We start from the raw sequence: 21,471 nt of genomic DNA, 5'->3' as shown, positions 1-21,471 counted from the left end.
CTGCCGTTACCATGACACCGGCACACCGGTGATTCCCCCTAATGCCAAGGAGCCCCGCGCATGTCCACAGCAGACCCCGCGCCGCAATTGAAACTCGGATGGGAGGAGTGGGTCAGCCTGCCGGACCTCGGCCTGCCTGCGCTGCGGGTAAAAGTGGATACCGGCGCCCGCACCTCGTCGCTGCACGCCACCGGCATTGAAACCTTCGGCCCGGCCAGCGCCCCCAAGGTGCGTTTCATGGTGCATCCCATTCCCGGCCAGTACGACCTCGAAATCCCCTGCTCTGCCCTGATCAAGGACCGGCGCGAGGTGACATCCTCCAACGGCGAAAGCGAAATGCGCTTTGTGATCGAGACGCCGATTGCGATCGCAGGCCAGTCCTGGCCGGTGGAGCTGACGCTGACCGACCGGCGCGGCATGGCCAAGCACATGCTGCTGGGCCGCCAGGCGCTGACCGATAACGTGACCGTTGTGCCAGGCGAACGCATGTGCCAGCCGGCGCTGGACTATTCCGTCTACGCCTCTGCAAATATCCGCAAATCCGCCCCCAAGCGCGCCCTGCGCATCGCTGTGCTCAGCCGCGAGGACAATTACTCCACCCGCCGCCTGGTGGAAGAGGGCGAAAACCGCGGCCACACGGTGGAAGTCATCAACACCACCCGCTGCTACATGGCCCTCAATGCACTGGCGCCAGAGGTCCATTACGACGGCACGCGCCTGCCCCGCTATGACGCGGTGATCCCGCGCATCGGCGCCTCCGTCACCCAATACGGCACCGCGCTGCTGCGCCAGTTCGAAACGCTCGGCACCTTCTGCGTCAACGGCTCCGAGGGCATCACCGCCAGCCGCGACAAGCTGCACGCGCATCAGATCCTGGCCCGCCACAAGATCGGCATGCCCGCCACCGCCTTCGCCGCCTCGCCAAAGGACACCGGCAGCCTGATCCAGATCGTGGGCGGCGCGCCGCTGATCGTCAAACTGCTGGAAAGCACCCAGGGCAAGGGCGTGGTGCTGGCCGAAACCAAGAAAGCCGCCGAAAGCGTGATCACCGCCTTCCGCGGGCTTAAGGCCAACTTCCTGGTGCAGCAATTCGTCAAGGAGGCCGCGGGCGAGGACATCCGCTGCCTGGTGGTCGGCTCCAAGGTGGTGGCCTCGATGAAACGCTCCGGCGCTGATGGCGATTTCCGCTCCAACCTGCATCTGGGCGGCAGCGCCGAGGCGGTCCGCATCACCAAGGAGGAACGCGCCACCGCGGTGCGGGCCGCCCGCGCCTTCGGCCTCAACGTGGCCGGGGTGGACCTGCTGCGCTCGGAAACCGGCCCCAAGGTGCTGGAGGTGAACTCCTCTCCCGGGCTGGAAGGGATTGAAAAGACTTCCGCCAAGAACATCGCCGCCCTGATCTACACCGAGATCGAAAACCGGGTTCGCCCGGCTCCGGTGCGCCGCCTGAAACCCGCCGCCACCTGATCCGCGGTTTTCCTTGACCTTCGCTGCGCGCCCGCATGATCCTGCGCGCAGAAGTTTGAAACAGAAAGCATATTCATGACCGAAAACGAACTGCTCGACCTCTTGTCCGGCAACCTTCTCTACCTGCTGGGCGCCCTCCTGCTGATCATCATCGCGCTCAAGGGCATCCGCATCGTGCCGCAGTCGCAGAAATTCGTGGTCGAACGCTTCGGCCGCCTGCATTCAGTGCTGGGGCCGGGCATCAACTTCATCGTGCCGCTGCTGGATGTGGTGCGCCACAAGATCTCGATCCTGGAACGCCAGCTGCCCAACGCCACCCAGGATGCGATCACCAAGGACAACGTGCTGGTGCAGATCGACACCTCGGTTTTCTACCGCATCCTTGAGCCGGAAAAGACCGTCTACCGGATCCGCGACGTGGACGGCGCCATCGCCACCACCGTGGCCGGTATCGTGCGCGCTGAGATCGGCAAGATGGACCTGGACGAGGTGCAATCGAACCGCGCCCAGCTGATCTCCCGCATCCAGGAAAGCGTCGAAAGCGCGGTGGATGACTGGGGCATCGAAGTGACCCGCGCCGAAATCCTGGATGTGAACCTCGACCAGGCCACCCGCGACGCGATGCTGCAGCAGCTCAACGCCGAACGCGCCCGCCGCGCCCAGGTGACTGAGGCCGAAGGCCAGAAACGCGCCGTCGAACTGGCCGCCGATGCCGAACTCTATGCCGCCGAACAGACCGCCAAGGCCCGCCGCATCCAGGCCGAGGCCGAAGCCTATGCCACCGGCGTGGTGGCCAAGGCGATTGCCGACAACGGCATCGAGGCCGCCCAGTACCAGGTGGCGCTGAAACAGGTGGAGGCGCTGAATGCGCTTGGCAATGGCACCGGCAAACAGACCATCGTGGTCCCAGCCGCCGCACTGGAGGCCTTTGGCGATGCCTTCAAGCTGCTGAAAGGATCCAAGTGATGGCTGCCGGGTTCTGGACGCTCTGGTGGGTCTGGGCGGCGGCGGCACTGGTGCTGGGCATTCTTGAAATCCTGGTGCCCGGTTTTGTCTTCCTCGGCTTCGGAATCGGCGCCGCCGCGGTGGCGCTGCTACTGCTGATTTCCGGCGGCAGCTGGGGGCTGCCGTTGCTGCTGCTGATTTTCGCGGGCTTGTCGCTGGCCGCCTGGCTGCTGCTGAAACGGCTGTTTGCCCTGCCCAAAGGCCAGGTGAAAACCTTCGATCACGACATCAACGACTGAACCGCCGGCGGCGGGCCGCCGCGGTGCGGCCCGTCCTCAGAACCGGAACCCGATGCCCGCCAGCAGGCTGTGGGTCACAGCATCATGGCGGAAGAAGCTGCCGGTGCCGCGGGTGCCCTCTTCGTAATCCACCCCCAGCCCGCGGTACATCACATAGATCGAGGCGCGCTCCCAGCGGTCATAAACCAGCCCGCCCATCGCGGACCAGCTCTGATCCGACCCGGCGCCAAAGCCGCCGATGTCGCCCTCCAGCAGGATGCTGAACTCCGGCGACACCCGGCGCTGCCAGCGCAGACCGGCAACCGGATCGGTCCACTCCGCCCCCTGCCGCAGGGTGCCGCCCGGCAGGCTGGCAATCACGTCCACGTCCCAATGGCGCAGTCCCCCGAACAGCTCGAAACTGTCCAGCCCGCGCCCGAAGCTGTAGGTCACCACCGCTTCCGCCACATTCTGATCATAGGTCACTGGCACCTCGCCGGCAGTGCTGCTGCCAATGGCATCGGCATCCAGCAGCGCATACCGCAGCCGGAACCCGAACCGGCTGCTGTGGATGCCCTCGAACTGCAGCATTCCGCCCGCCTGCAGCTGGTCGAACACATCGCTTGCCTCAAACGCGACATCCCCGGCGGCCCGGCCCAGCTCTGTCGTGCTCTCCACAGAGGGCGCCAGCACAAAAGGCGTCAGCTGCCAGCGCCAGCCGCGCAGGTCCTGGGCCGCAGCGGCGGTCCCCAAGAGCGCGGCAAGCACCGGCACAGCAATCGCAGCAGCCCGTGCGGGCACACTCGGTTCAGGCATGGCTCTCCCTCCCCCGTTCCTGCCAGGCCCAGCGGCACGGCCGGCATGCGTCATCCGGCCGCTGCACCCGGGCAGCTTTCAAAAATCATTATGGGGGAGCAACGATTTAGCGCGGAAACCCCTCAGATCAAACCCGCACGCCCGGCCGCGCGCAAGGCTGGCAGACAGATCATTTCCGCGGCCGCGCGCGGCGCCTCTGGACGCCGGGCTGCTTATTTCCTATATAAATCGTCGGAAAATCAGACCGGGACCATCATGACCAATCCTTCCGAACCGCTCGAAGGCGCACCGCTGATCGCGCCCTCCTCCGTCAGCCACCCGCTGTACGAGGCCGTGGCCGAGGCCTGCCGCACCGTCTATGACCCGGAAATCCCGGTGAACATCTACGAGCTGGGCCTGATCTACACGATCGACATCAACGACGAAAACGACGTCAAGATCATCATGACCCTGACCGCGCCCGGCTGCCCGGTGGCAGGCGAGATGCCGGGCTGGATCGTCGATGCGGTGTCACCGGTGCCCGGCGTCAAAAGCGTCGATGTGCAACTCACCTGGGAGCCGCCCTGGGGCATGGAAATGATGTCCGACGAGGCCCGCCTCGAACTGGGCTTCATGTAAGCCGCAGGAGCGTGTCCGGCGCCGCAACGCGCCGGTCCGCGGCCCGGGCGCACTTGAGACAGCGGCAAGACGCTCCTAGATTATAAGCAACGCGCGACTTTTTGGAGACCCGGATGTTTGGAATTCCCGGCAAGCAAGCTGTGACAATGACGCCCAAGGCAGCGGCGCAGATCGCCAAGCTGATGCAGAAGGACGGCCATGCCGGCCTGCGCATCGGCGTCAAGAAAGGCGGCTGTGCGGGCATGGAATACACCATGGAATACGTCGACGAGCCCTCCCCCAACGACGAGGTGGTGGAACAGGACGGCGCACGCATCCTGATCGCGCCGATGGCGCAGATGTTCCTGTTCGGCACCGAAATCGACTATGAGGTGACGCTCCTGGAAAGCGGCTTCAAGTTCAACAACCCCAACGTGGCCGAGGCCTGCGGCTGCGGCGAGTCGATATCCTTCAAGGAAGCGCCCGGCACCTGATCCGGCGCGTCGGGCAAGAAAACACCGGGCGGGGCCTTCCCCGCCCTTTTTGCATCGCCACTCCCCCTCCAAGCGAATTGCGCCGCTCCGCTGCCGGTGCTACCAGTCACGCCCAAACAGGACATTCGGAGGCACCCCCATGCGGCGGAAACTGGCAGCAGGCAACTGGAAGATGAACGGCACCGGCGACAGCCTGGGTGAACTGGCGGCACTGGCCGAAGGCCACCCCGGCCCGGCAGCCGATATCCTGATCTGCCCGCCCGCGACCCTGCTTTCGCGCGCCGCAGACACCGCCAGGGGCAGCGCTGTCGCCATCGGCGGCCAGGACTGCCACGCCAATGCTTCCGGCGCCCACACCGGCGATCTGTCGGCGGCCATGCTCAAGGACGCAGGCGCCTCCGCCGTGATCCTCGGCCACTCCGAACGCCGCGCCGACCACGGCGAGACCGACGCCCAGGTCTGCGCCAAGGCAGAGGCCGCCATGGCCGAGGGCCTCACCGCGGTGATCTGCATCGGTGAAACCCTGGCGGAACGCGAGGCAGGCGACACGCTCAGGGTCGCAGGCACTCAGCTGGCAGGCTCGGTCCCGGCTTGGGCATCTGGCGCAAATACCGTGATCGCCTATGAGCCGGTCTGGGCCATCGGCACCGGCAAGGTGCCCACGCTGGAACAAATCGCCGAAGTCCACGATTTCCTGCGCGCAGAACTCACCACCCGCTTCGGCGCTGAGACTGCGGACAGCATCCGCCTGCTCTACGGCGGCTCGGTCAAACCCTCCAACGCGGGCGATATCTTCGCCGTCTCCAACGTCGACGGCGCGCTTGTCGGCGGTGCCAGCCTCAAGGCTGCGGATTTCTCCCCGATCATCACCGCGCTGGAAGCCAGCTAACCGGCGCCCTGCGGCGCTGGCCCCGGATTTGAGTATTTTCTGGAAAGATGAAGCCCGGGCGGTTTTCATCTTTGCCCAAATACTCCGGGGTGAATTGGCCCGACGGGCCAAGAGGGGCAGCGCCCCTTCCCTGAAACGAAAAACGCCCCGGTCTCCCGGGGCGTTTCTTTTTGGCAAACCGCCTACTTCGTTATGATCTCCGGCCCCATCACCGCGTTTGGCAGCACCGTGGACAGCCAGGGCACATAGGTGATCAGGATCAGGAACACGAACAGCACCGCCAGGAACGGAAGCGCGGCCTTCACCACCCCCATCATCGGCATACCCGCAACACCCGAGGTCACGAACAGGTTCAGGCCCACCGGCGGTGTGATCATGCCGATCTCCATGTTCACCACCATGATGATGCCCAGATGGATCGGGTCGATACCCAGCTCGATGGCAATCGGGAACACCAGCGGCGCGACGATCACCAAAAGGCCCGAGGGCTCCATGAACTGGCCGCCGATCAGCAGGATCACGTTGACCACCACCAGGAACATGATGGGTCCAAAGCCCGCCGACAGCATCGCATTGGCGATATGCTGCGGCACTTGTTCGTCAGTCAGCACATGTTTCAGGATCAGCGCGTTTGCGATCACGAACAGCAGCGTAACGGTCAGCTTGCCCGCCTCGAACAGCGTGTGCTTGGTGTCGCTGTGGAAGAACGCCGTCACCAGCGCATAAGGCTTCTTGATCAGCGGCGTCTTGGCCTCGCCCTCGCCGTTCGACAGCGGCCCCATGTCCTTGTAGACGAAGGAGGCGATCAGGAAGGCATAGACCGCCGCCACCGCCGCGGCCTCAGTCGGCGTGAAGATGCCGCCATAAATGCCGCCCAGGATGATCACGATCAGGAACAGCCCCCAGCCGGCTTCGCGGCCCGAGGTGATGATCTCGCCCCAGCCCCTCCACTCGCCTTTGGGCAGGTTCTTGACCTTGGCCATCACATAGATGGTGACCATCAGGAACAGACCGGCCAGAAGGCCCGGGATCACGCCCGCCAGGAACATGCGCCCCACGGAGACCTCAACCGCCGCCGCATAGACCACCATCACGATGGAGGGCGGGATCAGGATGCCCAGGGTGCCCGCGTTACAGATCACACCGGCCGCAAACTCCTTGGAGTAGCCCACCTGCCGCATCCCTGCGATCACAATGGAGCCAATGGCCACCACGGTCGCGGGAGACGACCCGGACAGTGCGGCAAACAGCATACAGGCAAACACGCCCGCAATCGCTAGCCCGCCCGGCAGATGGCCGACGCAAGCGATGGAGAAGCGGATGATCCGCCGCGCCACGCCGCCTGTAGTCATGAATGACGAGGCCAGAATGAAGAACGGGATCGCCAGCAGGGTGAAATGCCCCTCAAAGGCTTCAAACAGCGTGCCTGCGACCGACGCCAGAGAGCTGTCGGAATAAATCAGCAGAAAGATGGTCGAGCTGAGGCCCAGCGACACCGCAATCGGCACCCCGATCAGCAACAGGCCAATCACCATCGCAAAGAGGATTACCACTTCCATCAGTCATGCTCCCCGCGCTGTGCCTGCACTTCTGCAATTTCGTCTTCGACCTCGTGGCTGGCGACCAGCCGGTCCGCCTCGCCGCGGGCAATCTGGAACGCTGCCTGGGTAAAGCGGAACACCAGAAGCAGCATCGACACCGGCAGCACCACGTAAGGAACAACCTTCGGCAGCTTCTCGTAGGAGTCGCCGTAATTGATCAGGTCTTCCAGGAACTTGAAGATCCCCACCATCGGCACGTCCTGAACCTCATAGAAGCTCTGGCTGCGCGCCTTCATGTCAAACCCGGTCGGGAACCAGCGGCCCGAGGTGGGCGGCAGGTCGGCAAACACTGCCCAGTAGTCATAGGCGCCCTTCAGCAGAAGCAGCGAAAACACCAGGCAGCAGGCAACGGCAAACAGCCCCACCGCCTTGCGCGCACCGGGCGCCAGCATGTTGACGATGGCGTCCACCCCCAGATGCGCATGGGTCTTCACCGCATAAGACGCGCCCAAGAGCACCAGCCAGGCAAACAGGAACACGGTCAGCTCCAGCGCCCACAGAATGTTGGAATTGAATACAAACCGCGCGATCACATTGGCGAATGTAATCGCCGTCATCAGCCCCAGCAGGAGCGCGATCAGGGTTTCTTCGAGTGAGTTGATAAGCCCGCTCGGGCCGGTTCTGGACCCCGCCATGGCTGCCTCCCAAGTTTTGCGGAAAGGGGTGCAGGCGGCGGATCCCCGCGCCGCCCGCGGATACGGGGCGCCCGCAGGGGCACCCCGGTCAGGCCCGGATTACAGGCCTGCGTTGATGGCTTGCGCCGCGTCGATCTTTTCCTGGCCGACGTCGCCTGCGAATTTCTCCCAGACCGGCTTCATCGCCTCGACCCAGGCCGCGCGCTGCTCAGGGGTCAGCTCGCGCACCACGCCGCCGGCGTCGATGATCGCCTGCTTGGCCTCGCCGTTCACCTTGGTGGATTCGGCGTTCCGCACGGCAGTCACTTCCTTAAGGATGGTCAGGAACTGGTCGCGCACGTCCGGCTCCAGGCTGTCCAGCCAGTCAACCGAGGTCACCACCAGGTAATCCAGCGCGCCGTGGTTGGTCTCGGTCACACCGTCCTGCACCTCAAAGAACTTCTTGCCATAGATGTTGGACCAGGTGTTTTCCTGCCCGTCCACAACACCCTGCTGCAGCGCGCCGTACACTTCCGAAAACGCCATTTTCTGCGGCGAGCCGCCGATCGCTTCCATCTGCGCCACCAGCACATCCGACGACTGCACGCGGAACTTCAGCCCGTTGGCATCCGTGGGCTCCACCAGCGGCTTGTTGGCCGACATCTGCTTCATGCCGTTGTGCCAGTACGCCAGCCCCTGCAGGCCGCGGCGCTGCATCGAGTCCAGCATCTCCTGGCCGGTTTCAGACGCCTGGAACGCATCCACGGCTTCGATGTTCTTGAACATGAACGGCAGGTCGAACAGGCGGAACTGCTTGGTGAACTTCTCGAACTTCGACAGCGACGGCGCGGCCAGCTGCACGTCGCCCTGCAGCATCGCTTCCAGCACCTTGTTGTCGTTGTACAGCGTGGAGTTCGGGTAGACCTCCATGCACATGGTGCCGTTCATTTCCTCGTTCACGCGCTTTTCCAGCAGCGACGCGGCAATCCCCTTGGGGTGCTTGTCGGTGTTGGTGACGTGGCTGAATTTCACCACGACCTCGCCATCGTCGCAGGCGGCGCTTGCGGCGCCTGCGGTCACAGCCAGTGCCAGTGCGGTTGCAGCAGTGGTCAGGAATTTCATGTCTTTCCTCCCAGAAAAATCATCAGAAAATTCTATGTTGCCCTCAGCGCATAGCTGAAGCCCGCTCAGAGCATCCCAAGTTGCGTAAAACCGCTCAAGAATTGATCCGGGAATCACCCGTTTCCCGAAATTCTCCCAATTTGACAGTCAGTTACGACGACCTCTGGATGCAGCTGGGCGAAGCGGATCAAAAGCTGTGCGAAATCCCGCACAAGGAGCTTCCGGCTTTGTGCGGAAAACCGCACAAATGTTAGCGCCCGACAGAACTGCAGGGGAATCGCCGCCCTTTCATCTTTCGCGAAATACTCCCGTCCCGCTGCCCGGCAGGCGGCTTTGCCGCCGAAAGGGGAGGCGTCCAACCTGACCCGGTAACGCCACACCCGGGGTGTTGCACGCCCACCGCACGCCCCGCTTCCCCGGCCTTAACCCGCTCCTGCAATACTGCCATCCGTCGCGACACTGGTGCGGACTGACACCCCGCACCGCCAGGAGAACACAGGGCCCCCAAGACCACCTCTTCATCGGGTGCAGGGGCGTCCCGCACCGAAGGCTTCAGCGGACATGGGGGCTTGCGACCCCCGTCCTCCCTCCGCCTATGGCCCCGATGGGGCTTTCCGGCGGCGCCGCCTCCTTAATACCCCGGCATCCCCGCCGGATCAGACGAACCTCAAGGCCCTACAGCCCAGCGCCCTCAGCGGCGGTAATCCTCGGGCCGGATGCCATAGCGGGCCAGCTTGTCATAGAATGTCTTGCGCGGCAGCTTCAGGGCTTCCGCGGCCGCAGCCGCGCGCCCGTTGGCCCGTCCCAGTGCCGCAATCAGCAGCGACCGCTCCACCTGCGCCATCTGCTCCGCCAGCCCCAGCCCCGCGGCTGCGGCGGCCTCCTCCGGCATTCCCAGCACAAACCGCATCGCCGCCGACATCAAGGAGCGCGCATTGCCCGGCCAGTCCTGCGCCATCAGCGCCGCCAGATGATCCTGCGAAATCTCCGGCGCCTCAATCCCCGCCTGCTCTGCCGCCTGCGCCACGTAATGGCGGAACAGCACCGGAATGTCGCCGGGGCGTTCGGCCAGCGACGGGATCCGCACCCGCATCACATCCAGCCGGTAAAACAGATCGGGACTGAACCCGCCCGCTTCCGCCTTGCCCGCCAGATCAGCGCTGGAGCCCGCGATGATCCGCACTCCGCCGCCCTGCTCCAGCTGCGCCAGCAGCGCGTATTGCGCCGCCTCCGGCAGCGCCTGCACCTCGTCCAGAAACAATGAGCCGCCCGCTGCCTCCTGGCACAGCTCCGCCACCGTCTCCGCCGCCAGCCCGGCGGCGGGGCGTTTCACAAACGGGCCTTGCGCGGCGGGCGACATCAGGTGGATGACCTCCGCCACCTTGGAAATACCGCTGCCCGGCGCGCCGGTCACCAGCACCTCTGCGCCCGTCGGCGCAACCGCCCGCACCCGCTGGCGCATCTCCTCCGCCTGCGGCGAGCTGCCGAACAGCAGCCTAGAGGCCGGATCGCCGGTTTCCAGCTGCCGCTTCAGCCGCCGGTTCTCCAGCACCAGCGCCCGGGTCTTCAGCGCGCGCTCCAAAACCGGCAGGAAATCCGCCGCGGCACAAGGTTTTTCCAGGAAGTCGAACGCCCCCTGCGACATCGCCTTTACTGCCATCGGAATGTCGCCCTCGCCGGTCAGCAGCACCACCGGCAGCTCCTCATCCACGCTGCGGGCATAGTCCAGCAGATGAAACCCGTCCCGCCCCGGCATCCGCAGGTCAGAGACGATAACGCCGTCGAAGCCGCGCGTGATATGGTCCTTGGCCGCCACAAAGGACCCCGCAGTGACCGCTTCCAGGTCGTTCAGCTCCAGCGTCTGCGCCAGCGCCTCGCGCACCGCCGCATCATCATCGACCAAAAGCACCTTGCGGGTCATGCGGCATCATCCTTCTGCCCGGCGTCGCTCCACGGCTCCAGCTCCACCGTGAACACCGCGCCGCCGCCGGTGTTGGTGCCGCGGATGTTGCCGCCGAAACTCTGCACCAGACCATAGGAGATCGACAGGCCCAGCCCCATCCCCTCGGAGCTGCCAACCACCTTGGTGGAATAGAAAGGCTCGAACATCTTCTCCGGCTCCTTGATGCCGGGGCCGCTGTCCTGCACCCGCACCTGCAGCCGCGGGCCGGTCACGACAGAGATCGAGATCACCTTCTCCACCTGTCCCTGCATTGCATCCGCAGCGTTGTTGATCAGGTTCACAAAAACCTGCGTCAGCCGCACCTCGCCGCCCCAGGCATAAACCGGCGCGGGATAGTCGCCAGGCTGCCAGCGCAGATCCACCTGCTCCGCCTTCAGCCGCGGCGCGGTCAGCTCAGCCGCGGCGCTGATCACCTGCACCAGATCGACCTGCCCCATCGGCTCGCTCTCGTTGCGGGCAAAGGCGCGCAGGTTCTTGATGATCCGCGCCATCCGCACCGCCATGTCCGAAATCCGCCCCAGGTTTTCACCGGTGCGCGCCGCCTTGCCGCGCTCCAGAAAGGCCGCGCCGTTCTCGGCATACTGCTGGATCGCCATCAAGGGCTGATTCAGCTCATGGCTGATGCCCGCCGACATCTGCCCCAGCGCCGACAGCTTGCCCGCCTGCACCAGTTCCTCCTGCGCGCGTTTCAGGGCCGCCTCCGCTTCCTCGCGCTCGCGCACCTCGCGGCGCAGCTGCAGGTTGGCCGCCGACAGCGCCCTTGTGCGCGCCTCGACCCGGCTTTCCAGCACCGCATTGGCCTCCGCCAGGGTGCGGCGGCGCTCCATCACGATGAACAGCATGGCGCCCAGGGCCAGGCACACCGCCGCCAGCGCCGCCGCCTGCAGCACCGCTATCCGCTGCGCGGGGGCCACATCCACCAGGATCTCGCCCGTCATGCCAATGACCGGCAGCCCGACTGACAGATGCAGCGCCCGGGCGGGCAGATAGGGGCTGCCCTGCAGGGTCCAGATCTCATGCCCGGCATGGAACTCCCGGCCCGTCACGCTCGGGCTCTGCCCCTCCGCGCCGCGCTGCCAGAACAACAGCTCCGAGCGGTTGGCAATGAACACCTCGCCGCTCTCGTCGGTGAAGAACACCGCCGGCAGCGAGCCGCGCCAGGTCTGCTCCACATCTTCCACGTCAGCGACCACCACCAGCGCCCCGCGCACCCGGCCGTCCGGGGCAAAGGCCGGAGCGGCATAGAAATAGGCCCGCTTGCCATCCGGCTGCAGCACCCCGTGGCCGGTGCCCAAGGCGCCCTGCATCGCCCGGATGAAATAATCCTGCTGCGCCACGCTGGCGCCGGTCACCCCTTCGGCCGCCGCCAGCACATTTCCGTCTGCCGCAGCAAAGAACACATCCAGCGCCGCGGTCTTATCCGCCACCGACCGCAGCAGATCCGCCGCACCGGCCTGCGCCTCAGGCGCGGCAAGATCCGCCAGCGCCGGATGCTCCGCGGTCAGCACCGCCAGCTCCTGATAGACCTGCAACTGCGTGCTCACCCGGTCCGAGGCCAGGGCCAGATCGGCCGCACTGCGCTCTGCCAGGCTGTCCAGTGCCTGGCGGTAGCCATAGGACCAGACCGCCAGCGCCAGCGCCGCCACGGCCAGAAGGAACCCGGCAGGCAGACTCCAGCGAAGAAATTTTTGTGTTTTCATGGCGGCACGTTATCAAAGCGCCCCTTGCATTGACCAGATGCAGCGGCAAGAACCGGTATATGAAGACTTTAACCCAATCCCCTACCGATCCCGCCTTTGTGCAGGACCCTTATCCCTTTTATGCCACCGCCCGGGCCGAGGGCCAGCTGCACCGCTGGCAGGACTATGGCATGGTTGCCGCCTTCGGACATTCCGCGGTACACATGCTGCTGCGCGACCGCCGCTTCGGCCGCGAGGTGCCGCAAGAGCTGCGCACGGACGGCCCGGCCCACCTTGCCCCCTTCCTGGCGGTGGAGGCGCATTCGATGCTCGACGCCGAGCCGCCCCGCCACACCCGCCTGCGCAAGCTGGTGCTGCGCGCTTTCACCTCGCGCGAGATCGCGGCGCTGGAGCCGGGCATCCGGGATCTGTGCCACCAGCTGATTGATGCTTTCCCGGACCAGCCCTTCGACCTGCTGGACACCTATTGCACCCAGGTGCCGGTGATCACCATCTGCCGCCTGCTGGGCGTGCCGGAGGAGATGGCACCGCAGCTTTTGGGCTGGTCGCACAAGATGGTGGCGATGTACCAGGCGTCGCGCACCGAAGCGACCGAACACGCTGCCGCAAAGGCCTCGCAAGAGTTCACGGACTTCCTGCGCGGCTACATTGACGCGCGCCGCAACGATCCCCGCGACGACCTGATCACCCGTCTGATCGCGGCAGAGGAGGAAGGCGACAAGCTTTCCACGGATGAGCTGATCGGCACCTGCATCCTGCTGTTGAACGCAGGCCACGAGGCCACCGTGCATTCCCTGGGCAACGGCGTGAAGACCATGCTGCAGCAGGGCTGGCAGCCGGAGTGGCTGGCGCCCGCGGGCATCGAGGGGCTGGTGGAGGAGATCCTGCGCTTTGATCCGCCGCTCCATATGTTCACCCGCTACGCCTATGAAGAGGCAGAGGTTTTCGGCCATACCTTCCAGCGCGGCGATCAGGTTGCGCTGCTCTTGGGGGCCGCGAACCGCGACCCGGCGGCGCTGGACGACGCGGACCGGTTCGACCCGTCCAGGCCGCCCAAGGTGAACAAAAGCTTTGGCGGCGGCCTGCATTTCTGCGTCGGCGCGCCGCTGGCGCGGCTGGAAATGCAGATCGCCCTGCCGATCCTGTTTGAGCGCTGCCCGGACCTGAAACTGGCGGCAGAGCCGGAATATTCGAACACTTACCACTTCCACGGCCTGACCCGGCTGATGGTGAGCCGCACCTGAGGGACCGGGGGCACTCCCGCCCGCGCGGCAGGGATCAAAGATCCCTTTGCCCGGTTGGGCCAAGCGCCGCTGACGCGGCGCGGCGCCCCCCTTTCACCTTTGGCAAAAAACTCCGGGGGTGAGGCGCCCAAGCGCCGAGGGGGCAGCGCCCCCTTTCCGTTCCCCTCCTTACCCGCGCCGGGATGTCATTCAGGCAGGGCAGACAGCGCCGCCATGCAGGGGCCGCTCAGCAGCCAGTCCCGGAAGGCGGCCACTTTGGGGTCATGCCATTTCTGCCGCTCGCCGATCAGCGCATAGGCGCCGTCCGGGGTGCCGCAGGTCATCTGCGGGAAGGGCAGCACCAGGTCGCCCCGGGCCAGCTCTTCCTGGCACAGTACCAGGTCGGCCATCACCACCCCGGCCCCCATCACCGCCGCGCGGGTGGCCATGTCGAGGTTCGGGAACACCTCGCCGCCGGACGGGTCTACCTCCCCCACGCCGAAATGCTGCCCCCAGGTCGCCCAGTCGCTGCGGCGCGGGCTTTCGTGCAGCAGCCGCTGGCCCGCCAGCGCCGCCGGGCCATCCGCCAGGGCCGGCAGCAGCGACGGGGCGCAGGCCGGTGACAGGATCATCTCGAACAGCGGCAGAACCTCAATGTCCGGCGGCCGCCCGGGCCGGTTCTGCAGCGATATGCCCAGATCGTATTCCGCAGCTTCGAAGCCCTTGTAGCTGTAGAAGTCGGTGGTCAGCCGCAGCTTGACCTCCGGATGCGCGGCGCGGAACTGCTCCAGCTGCGGCAGCAGCCAGCGGATCGACAGCGTCGGCGGGCAGATCACCCGCAGCTCCGCGGCATCCGCCGCGACCTGCTCCACTTCACGCTGCATCATCGCAAAGGCCTCTGTCAGCACCGGATAGAGCCGCCGCCCCGCCGCCGTCAGCTCCACCCCGCGGGCGTTGCGGTGGAACAGCTGCACGCCGATGTGGTCCTCCAGGATCTTCACCTGGCGGCTGATCGCGCCCCGCGTCACGAACAGCTCGTCTGCGGCAGCGATGAAGCCTTCGTGCCGGGCGGCGGCCTCGAAGGCACGGAGGGCATTGAGGGGCGGCAGGCGCATGCGTTCACCATGGGTCAGTTTTCCTGATCCATGGTGGAGTTTAACTGGTTTGCGCGCAAGCCCCTCCAGCCCTAACTCTCAAAGGCCAGAACGGAGGATTTGCTATGACTGCATATTGCGAAAACGCAGACGCCCGGCATCATGGGTCTCCAGCCCGCAGCGTGCTTGGCTGGATTGCGGGTCTGACGGGTCTTAGAAAAGCTGAGCCTCATGCTGCGGCACTCCAGGACGCGGTGCAGGTACCGCGCCACGAGCTGCAGCGGTTGACGGAAACATCACCGCATCTGCTGGCCGATATCGGCGTCCTGCCGGCCCCCTGCGCCGGGGACACATCGCCCTGGCGGCTGCAGGACGGGCGGCATCTGCTGCTGCGCCCGCCCCTGTGACAACCGCCCCTGTGACAGCCGCCCCTGTGACAACCGGGGCAGCCGGCAGGGCACCGGTCCTGCCGGCTGGTGCAGAACCGCAGCCGCCGGTCAGGCGCCCAGCGGCAGCATGGTGGTCGATTTGATCTCTTCCATCGACAACAGCGCCGTCACGTTGTGCACCTTCACCTCTGAAATCAGCGCCTGATAGAACACGTCATAGGCCCGCGCGTTCTGCACCCGCACCTTCAGGATATAGTCGATGTCCCCCGCCAGCCGGTGCGCCTCCTGCACCTCGGGGCGGTCGCGCAGGGCCTGCAGGAACTTGGCCTGCCATTCCGCCTCATGCTCCGAGGTGCGGATGAGGACAAAGAAACAGGCCTCAAACCCCAGTGCCTCCGGGTCCAAGAGCACCGTCTGCTGGCCGATCACGCCGGCCTCCTTCAGCTTGCGGATGCGATTCCAAACAGGGGTCTTGGAAGACCCTACCCGGCGGGCTATTTCGTCCAGAGACTGGCTGGCATCCCGCTGCAGTTCAGCCAGAATTTTCCGGTCCGTGCCGTCGATCCGCACCGTCATTCCTGTTTTCTCCTTATGTGAGGACCAATCGGCCCGATGCCCCGCCCCGGCAAAACCAATGTTCTTATTTCCGCGCCCATATAGCGTTATACCGGGAATATTTCCTATATCTACCCTCAAGTCAAACACACCGCAGAGGGTACTGGAATGTCCGCACCATCCACACATGCTGCCAATGCCGCCACTCACGTCCGCGGCGGCATGGACTGTATGGCTGCAGGCCAGGTGACCTTTGCGGGCTCCGGCCCCGGCGATGCGGAACTGCTGACCCTGAAGGCGCTGCGCGCGCTGCAAGCCGCCGATGTGATCCTGCACGACCGTCTGGTCAGCGATGAAATCCTGGCGCTGGCCGGCCCGCAGGCGGTGCTGGAAGACGCAGGCAAGGAAGGCTTTGGCGCGCAGGTGTCCCAGGCGGACATCAATGCCCGTCTGGTGGAACTGGCCAAGGAAGGCAAGAAGGTGCTGCGATTGAAGGGCGGCGACCCGGCGGTCTTTGCCCGCCTGGATGAGGAGCTGACCGCCTGCGAGGAAGCGGGCATCGCTTACAGCATCATCCCCGGCATCACCGCAGCCTCCGCGGCTGTCGCCGCCATCGGCCAGAGCCTGACCCAGCGCGGCCGCAACACCGCGGTCCGGTTCCTGACTGGCCACGCGATGAGCGGCTTTGCCGATCACGACTGGGCAGCGCTGGCCCGTCCGGGCGAGGTTGCCGCGGTCTATATGGGCAAGAAATCCGCCCGTTTCGTGCAGGGCCGCCTGATCATGCATGGTGCCGACCGCGCGACGCCGGTGACCATCGTCGAGAACGCCTCCCGCCCCGGTCAGCGGGTGCTGGAAACCACATTGGACCGCCTGCCCGCCGACCTGGACGCGGCCGGGTTCAGCGGCCCTGCCCTTACATTCCTGGGCCTCGCCCCGCGCAAAGCCGTGGCCGCCCTGAACGACCTCAAGACGGAGCTTGCATAATGCCTCGCCCCTTTACGCCCAAAGTCATCACCGCCAACGACCTTTTGGAAGGCGACGTGATCTATTTCACCGCCCAGGACACCTGGACCCGCGACTTGTCCGAGGCCGAGCTGATCACCGACGAGGCCGAAGCCCAGCTGCGCCTGCTTGAGGCGGAGAAGCAGAACATCAAGATCGTCGGCGCCTATCTGGCCGACGCCAAGGCAGGCCCGAACGGCCCCGAGCCGACCCACTTCCGCGAGGAATTCCGCCGCACCGGCCCCTCCAACTACTTCCACGGCAAGCAGGAGGCTGACGCCAATGTATAAGTACAACGAATTCGACGAAGCCTTCCTGGCTGAACGCAACGCCCAGTTCCGCGCCCAGGTCGAGCGCCGCATCGACGGCTCCCTCACCGAGGACGAGTTCAAGCCGCTGCGCCTGATGAACGGCGTCTACCTGCAGCTGCACGCCTATATGCTGCGGGTCGCGATCCCCTATGGCACCCTGAATTCCGCCCAGATGCGCCAGCTGGCGCTGCTGGCCGAGAAATGGGACAAGGGTTACGGCCATTTCACCACCCGCCAGAACATCCAGTACAACTGGCCCAAACTGCGCGACCTGCCGGACATGCTGGACGCGCTGGGTGAGGTCGGCCTGCACGCCATCCAGACCTCGGGCAACACCATCCGCAACACCACCGCCGACCATTTCGCCGGTGCCGCCGCGGATGAGCTGACCGACCCCCGCCCCTATGCCGAGCTGATCCGCCAGTGGTCCACCGACCACCCGGAATTCCAGTTCCTGGGCCGCAAGTTCAAGATCGCCATCACCGGCAGCAGCGCCGACCGCGCCGTGATCAAGGCGCATGACGTGGGCCTGCAGGTGGTGGAACAGGACGGCAAGACCGGCTTCAAGGTCATCGTCGGCGGCGGCCTGGGCCGCACCCCGATGATCGGCCAGGTGCTGCGGGAATTCCTGCCGCAGGCGGATCTGCTGCCCTATCTGGAGGCGGTTCTGACCGTCTACAACGTGCTGGGACGGCGCGACAACAAGTACAAGGCGCGCATCAAGATCACCGTCTCCGAGAATGGCATCGACACCTACCGCGCGATGACCGAGGAAGCCTTCCTGGCGATCCGCGGCCAGTACGACGGCACCGACCAGCAGCTCTTGGAAGAGATCAAGACGCATTTCCAGGCGCCGGAGTTCCGCTCCGCCCCGACCGATGCGTTCGACACCGCTTACGCAAACGACCCGGTGTTCCGCGCCTGGGCCGACACCAACCTGCACGCGCACCGCGCCGAAGGCCACGCCATCGCCACCATCTCAATCAAGGCGCATGGGGCCACCCCGGGTGACGCAAGCGCCGAGCAGATGCGCGTGATGGCCGATCTGGCCGAGCAGTACGGCTATGACGAGCTGCGCATCAGCCACCAGCAGAACGTGATCCTGCCGCATGTCCACAAGAACGACCTGCCCGCGATCCACGCCACGCTGAAAGCGCATGGCCTGGCCACCGCCAACATCGGCCTGATCTCGGACATCATCGCCTGCCCGGGCATGGACTATTGCGCGCTGGCAACCGCCCGCTCGATTCCGGTCGCGCAGGAGATCGCAACCCGCTTTGACGAACTGAAGATGGAGCACGACATCGGCCATCTGCAGATCAAGATCTCGGGCTGCATCAACGCCTGCGGCCACCACCACGTGGGCCACATCGGCATCCTGGGCCTGGACCGCGCAGGGGTGGAGAACTACCAGATCACCCTGGGCGGCGACGCGACTGAGACGGCGGCCATCGGCACCCGCACCGGCCCCGGCTTTGCTTATGACGAGATCGTCCCGGCCGTGGAGCGCATCGTCGAGGTCTATATGGCGCGGCGCGAGGGGCCTGAGGAAACTTTCCTCGAGACCTACAACCGCATCGGCATGGAGCCCTTCAAGGCAGCGCTCTATCCCGAGGCTCAGAAAAAGGTCGCCTGATCTGATGTTCCAACCAGCCGGAAATAGGCCCGCCGGAGAAGCCGAGCTTCTCCGGGACCGGGAGCTGGCCGCCAAGGCGGAAGCGCTGAATGCGCGCTTCCGCCACCATTCGGCCACCTCGGTGATGGAGGGCGCATTGCGGGACGCGGGCCATATCGCCCTGGTCTCCTCTTTCGGCGCGGAATCCGTGGTGCTGTTGCACATGGCCGCGATCATCGACCCGATGACGCCGGTTGTGTTCGTGGACACCGAACTGCTGTTCACCGAAACCCTGCTGTACCAGCAGGAGGTGAGCGAGCGGCTGGGCTTGCGCAATGTGCGCATCATCCGCGCCGATGACATCGCCGAGAAAGACCCCTACGGGGCGCTGCGGTTCAGCGACAAGGACGCCTGCTGCACCCTGCGCAAGACGATCCCGCTGCAAAAGGCGCTGGACGGATATGAAGGCTGGATCACCGGCCGCAAGCGGTTTCAGTCGGGCAGCCGCGCCGCGCTGGACTTCTTTGAGGTCGAGGACGGCACCGGGCGGCTCAAGATCAACCCGCTGGCCCATTGGGCGCCCGAGGACGTGCGCACCTATATGGACGAAAACCGCCTGCCCCGCCATCCGCTGGTGGCCAAGGGATACCCGTCGATCGGCTGCGCGCCCTGCACCAGCCCGGTCAAGGAAGGCGAAGACCCCCGTGCCGGGCGCTGGCGCGGCGAAAACAAAGAAGAATGCGGCATCCATGTGGTGGATGGCAAATTCGTGCGAACAGGAGCTTGAACGATGAGCGTTATCGTGACGGACACGGGCTTTGCCCTCGACGACTGGACCGGCGGCTTTGACGGCGCCAATGTGCTGCAGCTGGCCTCGGATGCCAATCTGAACGAGGTATCGCTGGACGGCGTCGAGCTGGTGCGGGTCGCCTTCCCCAGCTTTGCCGACGGCCGCGGCTTCACCCTGGCCCGCCAGCTGCGGCTGAAGGGCTATGAGGGCCGCCTGCGCGCCTTCGGCCATGTGATCGCCGATCAGTACGCGATGGCCCGCCGCTCCGGCTTTGACGAGGTGGAGCTGAGCGATGAGCTGGCCGCCCGCCAGCCCGAGGACCAATGGCTGGCCCGCGCCAACTGGCAGGACCACAGCTATCAGGCCCGCCTGCGCGGCAGCACCGCTGCCCGCTGAGCCAGCCCTCCCGAACCCGGGAAATGCCTCTGAAACCGGTTCCGTTGCGTCACGCGCGGGGCCGGTTTTCCAAAACGGGGGCTTTCCCTGACCTGTATCAAAGATTAATCAGAGGTGCCGGCTACTCCTCCGGCAGTGGAACCGATGAATGAGATGACGCCCGTGACCGACACTGCAACCGACCCGAAACCGGCCAAAGCGGTGCCGGCCCTGCCCGACGCCCAGACCGTGACTGAGGTGAAACACTGGACCGACCGGCTGTTTTCCTTCCGCTGCACCCGGCCTGCTTCCTTGCGCTTCCGCTCCGGCGAGTTCGTGATGATCGGCCTGATGGGCGATCCGGACCCCAAGACCGGCAAACAGAAGCCGCTCTTGCGCGCCTATTCCATCGCCTCGCCGTCGTGGGACGAGGAAATGGAGTTCTACTCGATCAAGGTGCAGGACGGTCCGCTGACCTCCAAGCTGCAGCACATCAAGCCGGGCGACGAGATCATCCTGCGCCCCAAGCCGGTCGGCACCCTGGTGCATGACGCGCTGCTGCCGGGCAAGCGGATCTGGTTCTTTGCCACCGGCACCGGCTTTGCGCCCTTTGCCTCGCTGCTGCGCGAGCCGCAGACCTACGAGGATTACGACGAGGTGATCATCACCCACACCTGCCGCGAAGTGGGCGAGCTGGAATACGGCAAGCGCCTGATCGACAGCCTCAAGGACGACGAGCTGCTGAACGAGGTGATCGGCGAGGGCTTCTGGAAGAAGATCAAGTACTACCCGACCACCACCCGCGAGGAGAGCCCCAAGATGGGCCGCATCACCGACCTGATGCGTTCCGGCGAGGCGTTTGCCGAACTCGGCGTGCCGCCGCTGAACCCGGAAAGCGACCGCGCGATGATCTGCGGCAACCTGGCCTTCAACCTGGAGCTCAAGGACCTGTTTGAGAACACCTATGGCCTGGAAGAAGGCGCGAACTCCAAGCCCGCGCATTTCGTGGTCGAAAAGGCGTTCCTGGACTGATCCTGCGCCGGGCTGCCCCCGCAGGCTGCCCGATTTTTGACACTGTTTTGACGGGAGGCCGCCGCCTCCCGTTTATCATTTGTTGGGGACGATTCTGTATTCTGGAAGCAAGTATCCAGAATGGAGAAGCTCGAAATGCAGAATGAATTGGCCTCCGGGCAGGAGCCGGTTTTCATGTCCGTCAGGACAGAAGCAGGCAAGGCACGCGTCAAGGCTGCGGTGGCAGGCTTTCAGGCCCGCCCGGGCCAGGTGCAGCCCTCGATCCCCGAAAAAATCGCCGGTGTCAAAGCGCGCTATGATCCGCGCGCCATCACGCCGCAGGACATCGACCAGATGTTCGATGCGCTGGTGCAGGCCGGCCAGCCGGTGACCGCGCCGATGCTTCTGCTGAATTCGATGGGGCGGAAATTCCGCAGCCATCTGGCCGGTATCACCGGCAGCGCCTATGACGGGTCCAAGCCGCTGGACCTGGTCGGCGTCGCACAGCTGCAAATCCAGCGCGCCCGCAAACAGGGCAGCAGCGCCGCCGGCTGGGAAACCTTCCTGGCCTTCCTGGCGCCGCAGCCCCAGGCGGGGGGCCAGAGCGCTCTGGATCA

The 21,471-nt window shown here is 65.3% G+C and carries 23 protein-coding genes; 15 read left to right on the top strand and 8 right to left on the bottom strand.

The window, feature by feature from the left end:
* The first annotated feature begins 60 nt into the window (after positions 1-60).
* The 3 genes from rimK (at position 61) to ACTRWG_RS18950 (ending at position 2,711) form a co-directional block, all read left to right on the top strand.
* Positions 61-1,467 carry a 30S ribosomal protein S6--L-glutamate ligase gene (rimK, locus tag ACTRWG_RS18960; RefSeq protein ID WP_462829789.1) on the top strand — a complete coding sequence of 469 codons (1,407 nt, stop codon included), beginning with the start codon at positions 61-63 and terminating at the stop codon, positions 1,465-1,467.
* 75 nt (positions 1,468-1,542) lie between these two features.
* A complete protein-coding gene (locus tag ACTRWG_RS18955) occupies positions 1,543-2,433 on the top strand; it encodes an SPFH domain-containing protein (protein ID WP_259956721.1) in 891 nt (296 codons plus the stop codon).
* Positions 2,433-2,711 (top strand): NfeD family protein, encoded by a 279-nt coding sequence (locus ACTRWG_RS18950; RefSeq protein ID WP_259956722.1) that lies wholly within the window; start codon positions 2,433-2,435, stop codon positions 2,709-2,711. The genes ACTRWG_RS18955 and ACTRWG_RS18950 overlap by 1 nt, the downstream gene beginning before the upstream one ends.
* Positions 2,712-2,747: 36 nt before the next feature.
* On the opposite strand, the gene ACTRWG_RS18945 is transcribed toward ACTRWG_RS18950, so the two are convergent.
* Positions 2,748-3,506 carry a hypothetical protein gene (locus tag ACTRWG_RS18945; RefSeq protein ID WP_462829788.1) on the bottom strand — a complete coding sequence of 253 codons (759 nt, stop codon included), beginning with the start codon at positions 3,504-3,506 and terminating at the stop codon, positions 2,748-2,750.
* A 255-nt stretch (positions 3,507-3,761) separates the two neighbouring features.
* On the opposite strand from ACTRWG_RS18945, the gene ACTRWG_RS18940 reads away from it, so the two are divergent.
* From ACTRWG_RS18940 to tpiA, 3 genes are all read left to right on the top strand, one after another.
* Complete coding sequence (locus ACTRWG_RS18940; protein WP_027237183.1) at positions 3,762-4,124, top strand: SUF system Fe-S cluster assembly protein; 363 nt, start codon at positions 3,762-3,764, stop codon at positions 4,122-4,124.
* Between the two features lie 113 nt (positions 4,125-4,237).
* Positions 4,238-4,597 carry a HesB/IscA family protein gene (locus tag ACTRWG_RS18935; protein WP_027237182.1) on the top strand — a complete coding sequence of 120 codons (360 nt, stop codon included), beginning with the start codon at positions 4,238-4,240 and terminating at the stop codon, positions 4,595-4,597.
* 139 nt (positions 4,598-4,736) lie between these two features.
* Entirely contained in the window at positions 4,737-5,486 is a 750-nt protein-coding gene (gene tpiA / locus ACTRWG_RS18930) for a triose-phosphate isomerase (protein WP_462829787.1), read from the top strand.
* 182 nt (positions 5,487-5,668) lie between these two features.
* Here tpiA and ACTRWG_RS18925 read toward each other — a convergent pair whose 3' ends face one another.
* The 5 genes from ACTRWG_RS18925 to ACTRWG_RS18905 form a co-directional block, all read right to left on the bottom strand.
* Positions 5,669-7,045: a TRAP transporter large permease gene (locus ACTRWG_RS18925; RefSeq protein WP_462829786.1), complete on the bottom strand. Its 1,377-nt coding sequence runs from the start codon at positions 7,043-7,045 to the stop codon at positions 5,669-5,671.
* The gene (locus tag ACTRWG_RS18920) at positions 7,045-7,722 is read right to left on the bottom strand and encodes a TRAP transporter small permease (RefSeq protein ID WP_027237179.1); all 678 of its coding nucleotides are present in this window, start codon (positions 7,720-7,722) and stop codon (positions 7,045-7,047) included. The genes ACTRWG_RS18925 and ACTRWG_RS18920 overlap by 1 nt, the downstream gene beginning before the upstream one ends.
* A gap of 99 nt (positions 7,723-7,821) precedes the next feature.
* On the bottom strand, positions 7,822-8,823 hold the full coding sequence (locus ACTRWG_RS18915; protein WP_027237178.1) for a DctP family TRAP transporter solute-binding subunit: 1,002 nt from the start codon (positions 8,821-8,823) through the stop codon (positions 7,822-7,824).
* A 691-nt stretch (positions 8,824-9,514) separates the two neighbouring features.
* Entirely contained in the window at positions 9,515-10,744 is a 1,230-nt protein-coding gene (locus tag ACTRWG_RS18910) for a sigma-54-dependent transcriptional regulator (protein WP_462829785.1), read from the bottom strand.
* Entirely contained in the window at positions 10,741-12,486 is a 1,746-nt protein-coding gene (locus ACTRWG_RS18905; RefSeq protein ID WP_462829784.1) for an ATP-binding protein, read from the bottom strand. Before ACTRWG_RS18905 ends, ACTRWG_RS18910 begins: the two co-directional genes overlap by 4 nt.
* A gap of 59 nt (positions 12,487-12,545) precedes the next feature.
* Here ACTRWG_RS18905 and ACTRWG_RS18900 point away from each other — a divergent pair, with 59 nt between their 5' ends.
* Positions 12,546-13,730 carry a cytochrome P450 gene (locus ACTRWG_RS18900; RefSeq protein ID WP_462829783.1) on the top strand — a complete coding sequence of 395 codons (1,185 nt, stop codon included), beginning with the start codon at positions 12,546-12,548 and terminating at the stop codon, positions 13,728-13,730.
* A 185-nt stretch (positions 13,731-13,915) separates the two neighbouring features.
* Here ACTRWG_RS18900 and ACTRWG_RS18895 read toward each other — a convergent pair whose 3' ends face one another.
* A complete protein-coding gene (locus tag ACTRWG_RS18895) occupies positions 13,916-14,824 on the bottom strand; it encodes a LysR substrate-binding domain-containing protein (RefSeq protein ID WP_036797491.1) in 909 nt (302 codons plus the stop codon).
* A gap of 104 nt (positions 14,825-14,928) precedes the next feature.
* Here ACTRWG_RS18895 and ACTRWG_RS18890 point away from each other — a divergent pair, with 104 nt between their 5' ends.
* On the top strand, positions 14,929-15,210 hold the full coding sequence (locus ACTRWG_RS18890; RefSeq protein WP_027237174.1) for a hypothetical protein: 282 nt from the start codon (positions 14,929-14,931) through the stop codon (positions 15,208-15,210).
* A 90-nt stretch (positions 15,211-15,300) separates the two neighbouring features.
* On the opposite strand, the gene ACTRWG_RS18885 is transcribed toward ACTRWG_RS18890, so the two are convergent.
* Complete coding sequence (locus ACTRWG_RS18885) at positions 15,301-15,768, bottom strand: Lrp/AsnC family transcriptional regulator (protein WP_008553370.1); 468 nt, start codon at positions 15,766-15,768, stop codon at positions 15,301-15,303.
* Between the two features lie 210 nt (positions 15,769-15,978).
* On the opposite strand from ACTRWG_RS18885, the gene cobA reads away from it, so the two are divergent.
* The 7 genes from cobA to ACTRWG_RS18850 form a co-directional block, all read left to right on the top strand.
* Complete coding sequence (cobA, locus tag ACTRWG_RS18880; RefSeq protein ID WP_084299604.1) at positions 15,979-16,734, top strand: uroporphyrinogen-III C-methyltransferase; 756 nt, start codon at positions 15,979-15,981, stop codon at positions 16,732-16,734.
* The gene (locus ACTRWG_RS18875; RefSeq protein ID WP_027237172.1) at positions 16,734-17,042 is read left to right on the top strand and encodes a DUF2849 domain-containing protein; all 309 of its coding nucleotides are present in this window, start codon (positions 16,734-16,736) and stop codon (positions 17,040-17,042) included. The genes cobA and ACTRWG_RS18875 overlap by 1 nt, the downstream gene beginning before the upstream one ends.
* On the top strand, positions 17,035-18,699 hold the full coding sequence (locus ACTRWG_RS18870) for a nitrite/sulfite reductase (protein WP_027237171.1): 1,665 nt from the start codon (positions 17,035-17,037) through the stop codon (positions 18,697-18,699). Before ACTRWG_RS18875 ends, ACTRWG_RS18870 begins: the two co-directional genes overlap by 8 nt.
* 4 nt (positions 18,700-18,703) lie before the next feature.
* The gene (locus tag ACTRWG_RS18865) at positions 18,704-19,465 is read left to right on the top strand and encodes a phosphoadenylyl-sulfate reductase (protein WP_259970350.1); all 762 of its coding nucleotides are present in this window, start codon (positions 18,704-18,706) and stop codon (positions 19,463-19,465) included.
* Between the two features lie 3 nt (positions 19,466-19,468).
* A complete protein-coding gene (locus ACTRWG_RS18860) occupies positions 19,469-19,864 on the top strand; it encodes a DUF934 domain-containing protein (protein ID WP_027237169.1) in 396 nt (131 codons plus the stop codon).
* A 144-nt stretch (positions 19,865-20,008) separates the two neighbouring features.
* Positions 20,009-20,875, top strand: coding sequence for a ferredoxin--NADP reductase (locus ACTRWG_RS18855; protein ID WP_027237168.1), 867 nt, complete (start codon positions 20,009-20,011; stop codon positions 20,873-20,875).
* Between the two features lie 120 nt (positions 20,876-20,995).
* A partial coding sequence (locus ACTRWG_RS18850; RefSeq protein WP_462829782.1) for a hypothetical protein occupies positions 20,996-21,471 on the top strand: 476 nt, incomplete at its 3' end.

The organism is Leisingera sp. G5_S3_59_S7, from assembly GCF_054968485.1.
The sequence above is the reverse complement of the archived record's forward strand: the minus strand, read 5'-3'. Positions and strand labels throughout refer to the sequence as shown.

Bases quoted from the DNA above. Each gene is read 5' to 3' on its own strand.
- ACTRWG_RS18855 (WP_027237168.1), top strand. From the start codon at position 20,009: ATGAATGAGATGACGCCCGTGACCGACACTGCAACCGACCCGAAACCG.
- rimK (WP_462829789.1), top strand. From the start codon at position 61: ATGTCCACAGCAGACCCCGCGCCGCAATTGAAACTCGGATGGGAGGAG.
- ACTRWG_RS18900 (WP_462829783.1), top strand. From the start codon at position 12,546: ATGAAGACTTTAACCCAATCCCCTACCGATCCCGCCTTTGTGCAGGAC.
- ACTRWG_RS18895 (WP_036797491.1), bottom strand. From the start codon at position 14,824: ATGCGCCTGCCGCCCCTCAATGCCCTCCGTGCCTTCGAGGCCGCCGCC.
- ACTRWG_RS18925 (WP_462829786.1), bottom strand. From the start codon at position 7,045: ATGGAAGTGGTAATCCTCTTTGCGATGGTGATTGGCCTGTTGCTGATC.
- ACTRWG_RS18945 (WP_462829788.1), bottom strand. From the start codon at position 3,506: ATGCCTGAACCGAGTGTGCCCGCACGGGCTGCTGCGATTGCTGTGCCG.
- ACTRWG_RS18920 (WP_027237179.1), bottom strand. From the start codon at position 7,722: ATGGCGGGGTCCAGAACCGGCCCGAGCGGGCTTATCAACTCACTCGAA.
- ACTRWG_RS18910 (WP_462829785.1), bottom strand. From the start codon at position 10,744: ATGACCCGCAAGGTGCTTTTGGTCGATGATGATGCGGCGGTGCGCGAG.
- ACTRWG_RS18870 (WP_027237171.1), top strand. From the start codon at position 17,035: ATGTATAAGTACAACGAATTCGACGAAGCCTTCCTGGCTGAACGCAAC.
- ACTRWG_RS18860 (WP_027237169.1), top strand. From the start codon at position 19,469: ATGAGCGTTATCGTGACGGACACGGGCTTTGCCCTCGACGACTGGACC.
- ACTRWG_RS18940 (WP_027237183.1), top strand. From the start codon at position 3,762: ATGACCAATCCTTCCGAACCGCTCGAAGGCGCACCGCTGATCGCGCCC.
- ACTRWG_RS18905 (WP_462829784.1), bottom strand. From the start codon at position 12,486: ATGAAAACACAAAAATTTCTTCGCTGGAGTCTGCCTGCCGGGTTCCTT.
- ACTRWG_RS18915 (WP_027237178.1), bottom strand. From the start codon at position 8,823: ATGAAATTCCTGACCACTGCTGCAACCGCACTGGCACTGGCTGTGACC.
- ACTRWG_RS18890 (WP_027237174.1), top strand. From the start codon at position 14,929: ATGACTGCATATTGCGAAAACGCAGACGCCCGGCATCATGGGTCTCCA.
- tpiA (WP_462829787.1), top strand. From the start codon at position 4,737: ATGCGGCGGAAACTGGCAGCAGGCAACTGGAAGATGAACGGCACCGGC.
- ACTRWG_RS18935 (WP_027237182.1), top strand. From the start codon at position 4,238: ATGTTTGGAATTCCCGGCAAGCAAGCTGTGACAATGACGCCCAAGGCA.
- cobA (WP_084299604.1), top strand. From the start codon at position 15,979: ATGGCTGCAGGCCAGGTGACCTTTGCGGGCTCCGGCCCCGGCGATGCG.
- ACTRWG_RS18955 (WP_259956721.1), top strand. From the start codon at position 1,543: ATGACCGAAAACGAACTGCTCGACCTCTTGTCCGGCAACCTTCTCTAC.
- ACTRWG_RS18950 (WP_259956722.1), top strand. From the start codon at position 2,433: ATGGCTGCCGGGTTCTGGACGCTCTGGTGGGTCTGGGCGGCGGCGGCA.
- ACTRWG_RS18875 (WP_027237172.1), top strand. From the start codon at position 16,734: ATGCCTCGCCCCTTTACGCCCAAAGTCATCACCGCCAACGACCTTTTG.
- ACTRWG_RS18865 (WP_259970350.1), top strand. From the start codon at position 18,704: ATGTTCCAACCAGCCGGAAATAGGCCCGCCGGAGAAGCCGAGCTTCTC.
- ACTRWG_RS18885 (WP_008553370.1), bottom strand. From the start codon at position 15,768: ATGACGGTGCGGATCGACGGCACGGACCGGAAAATTCTGGCTGAACTG.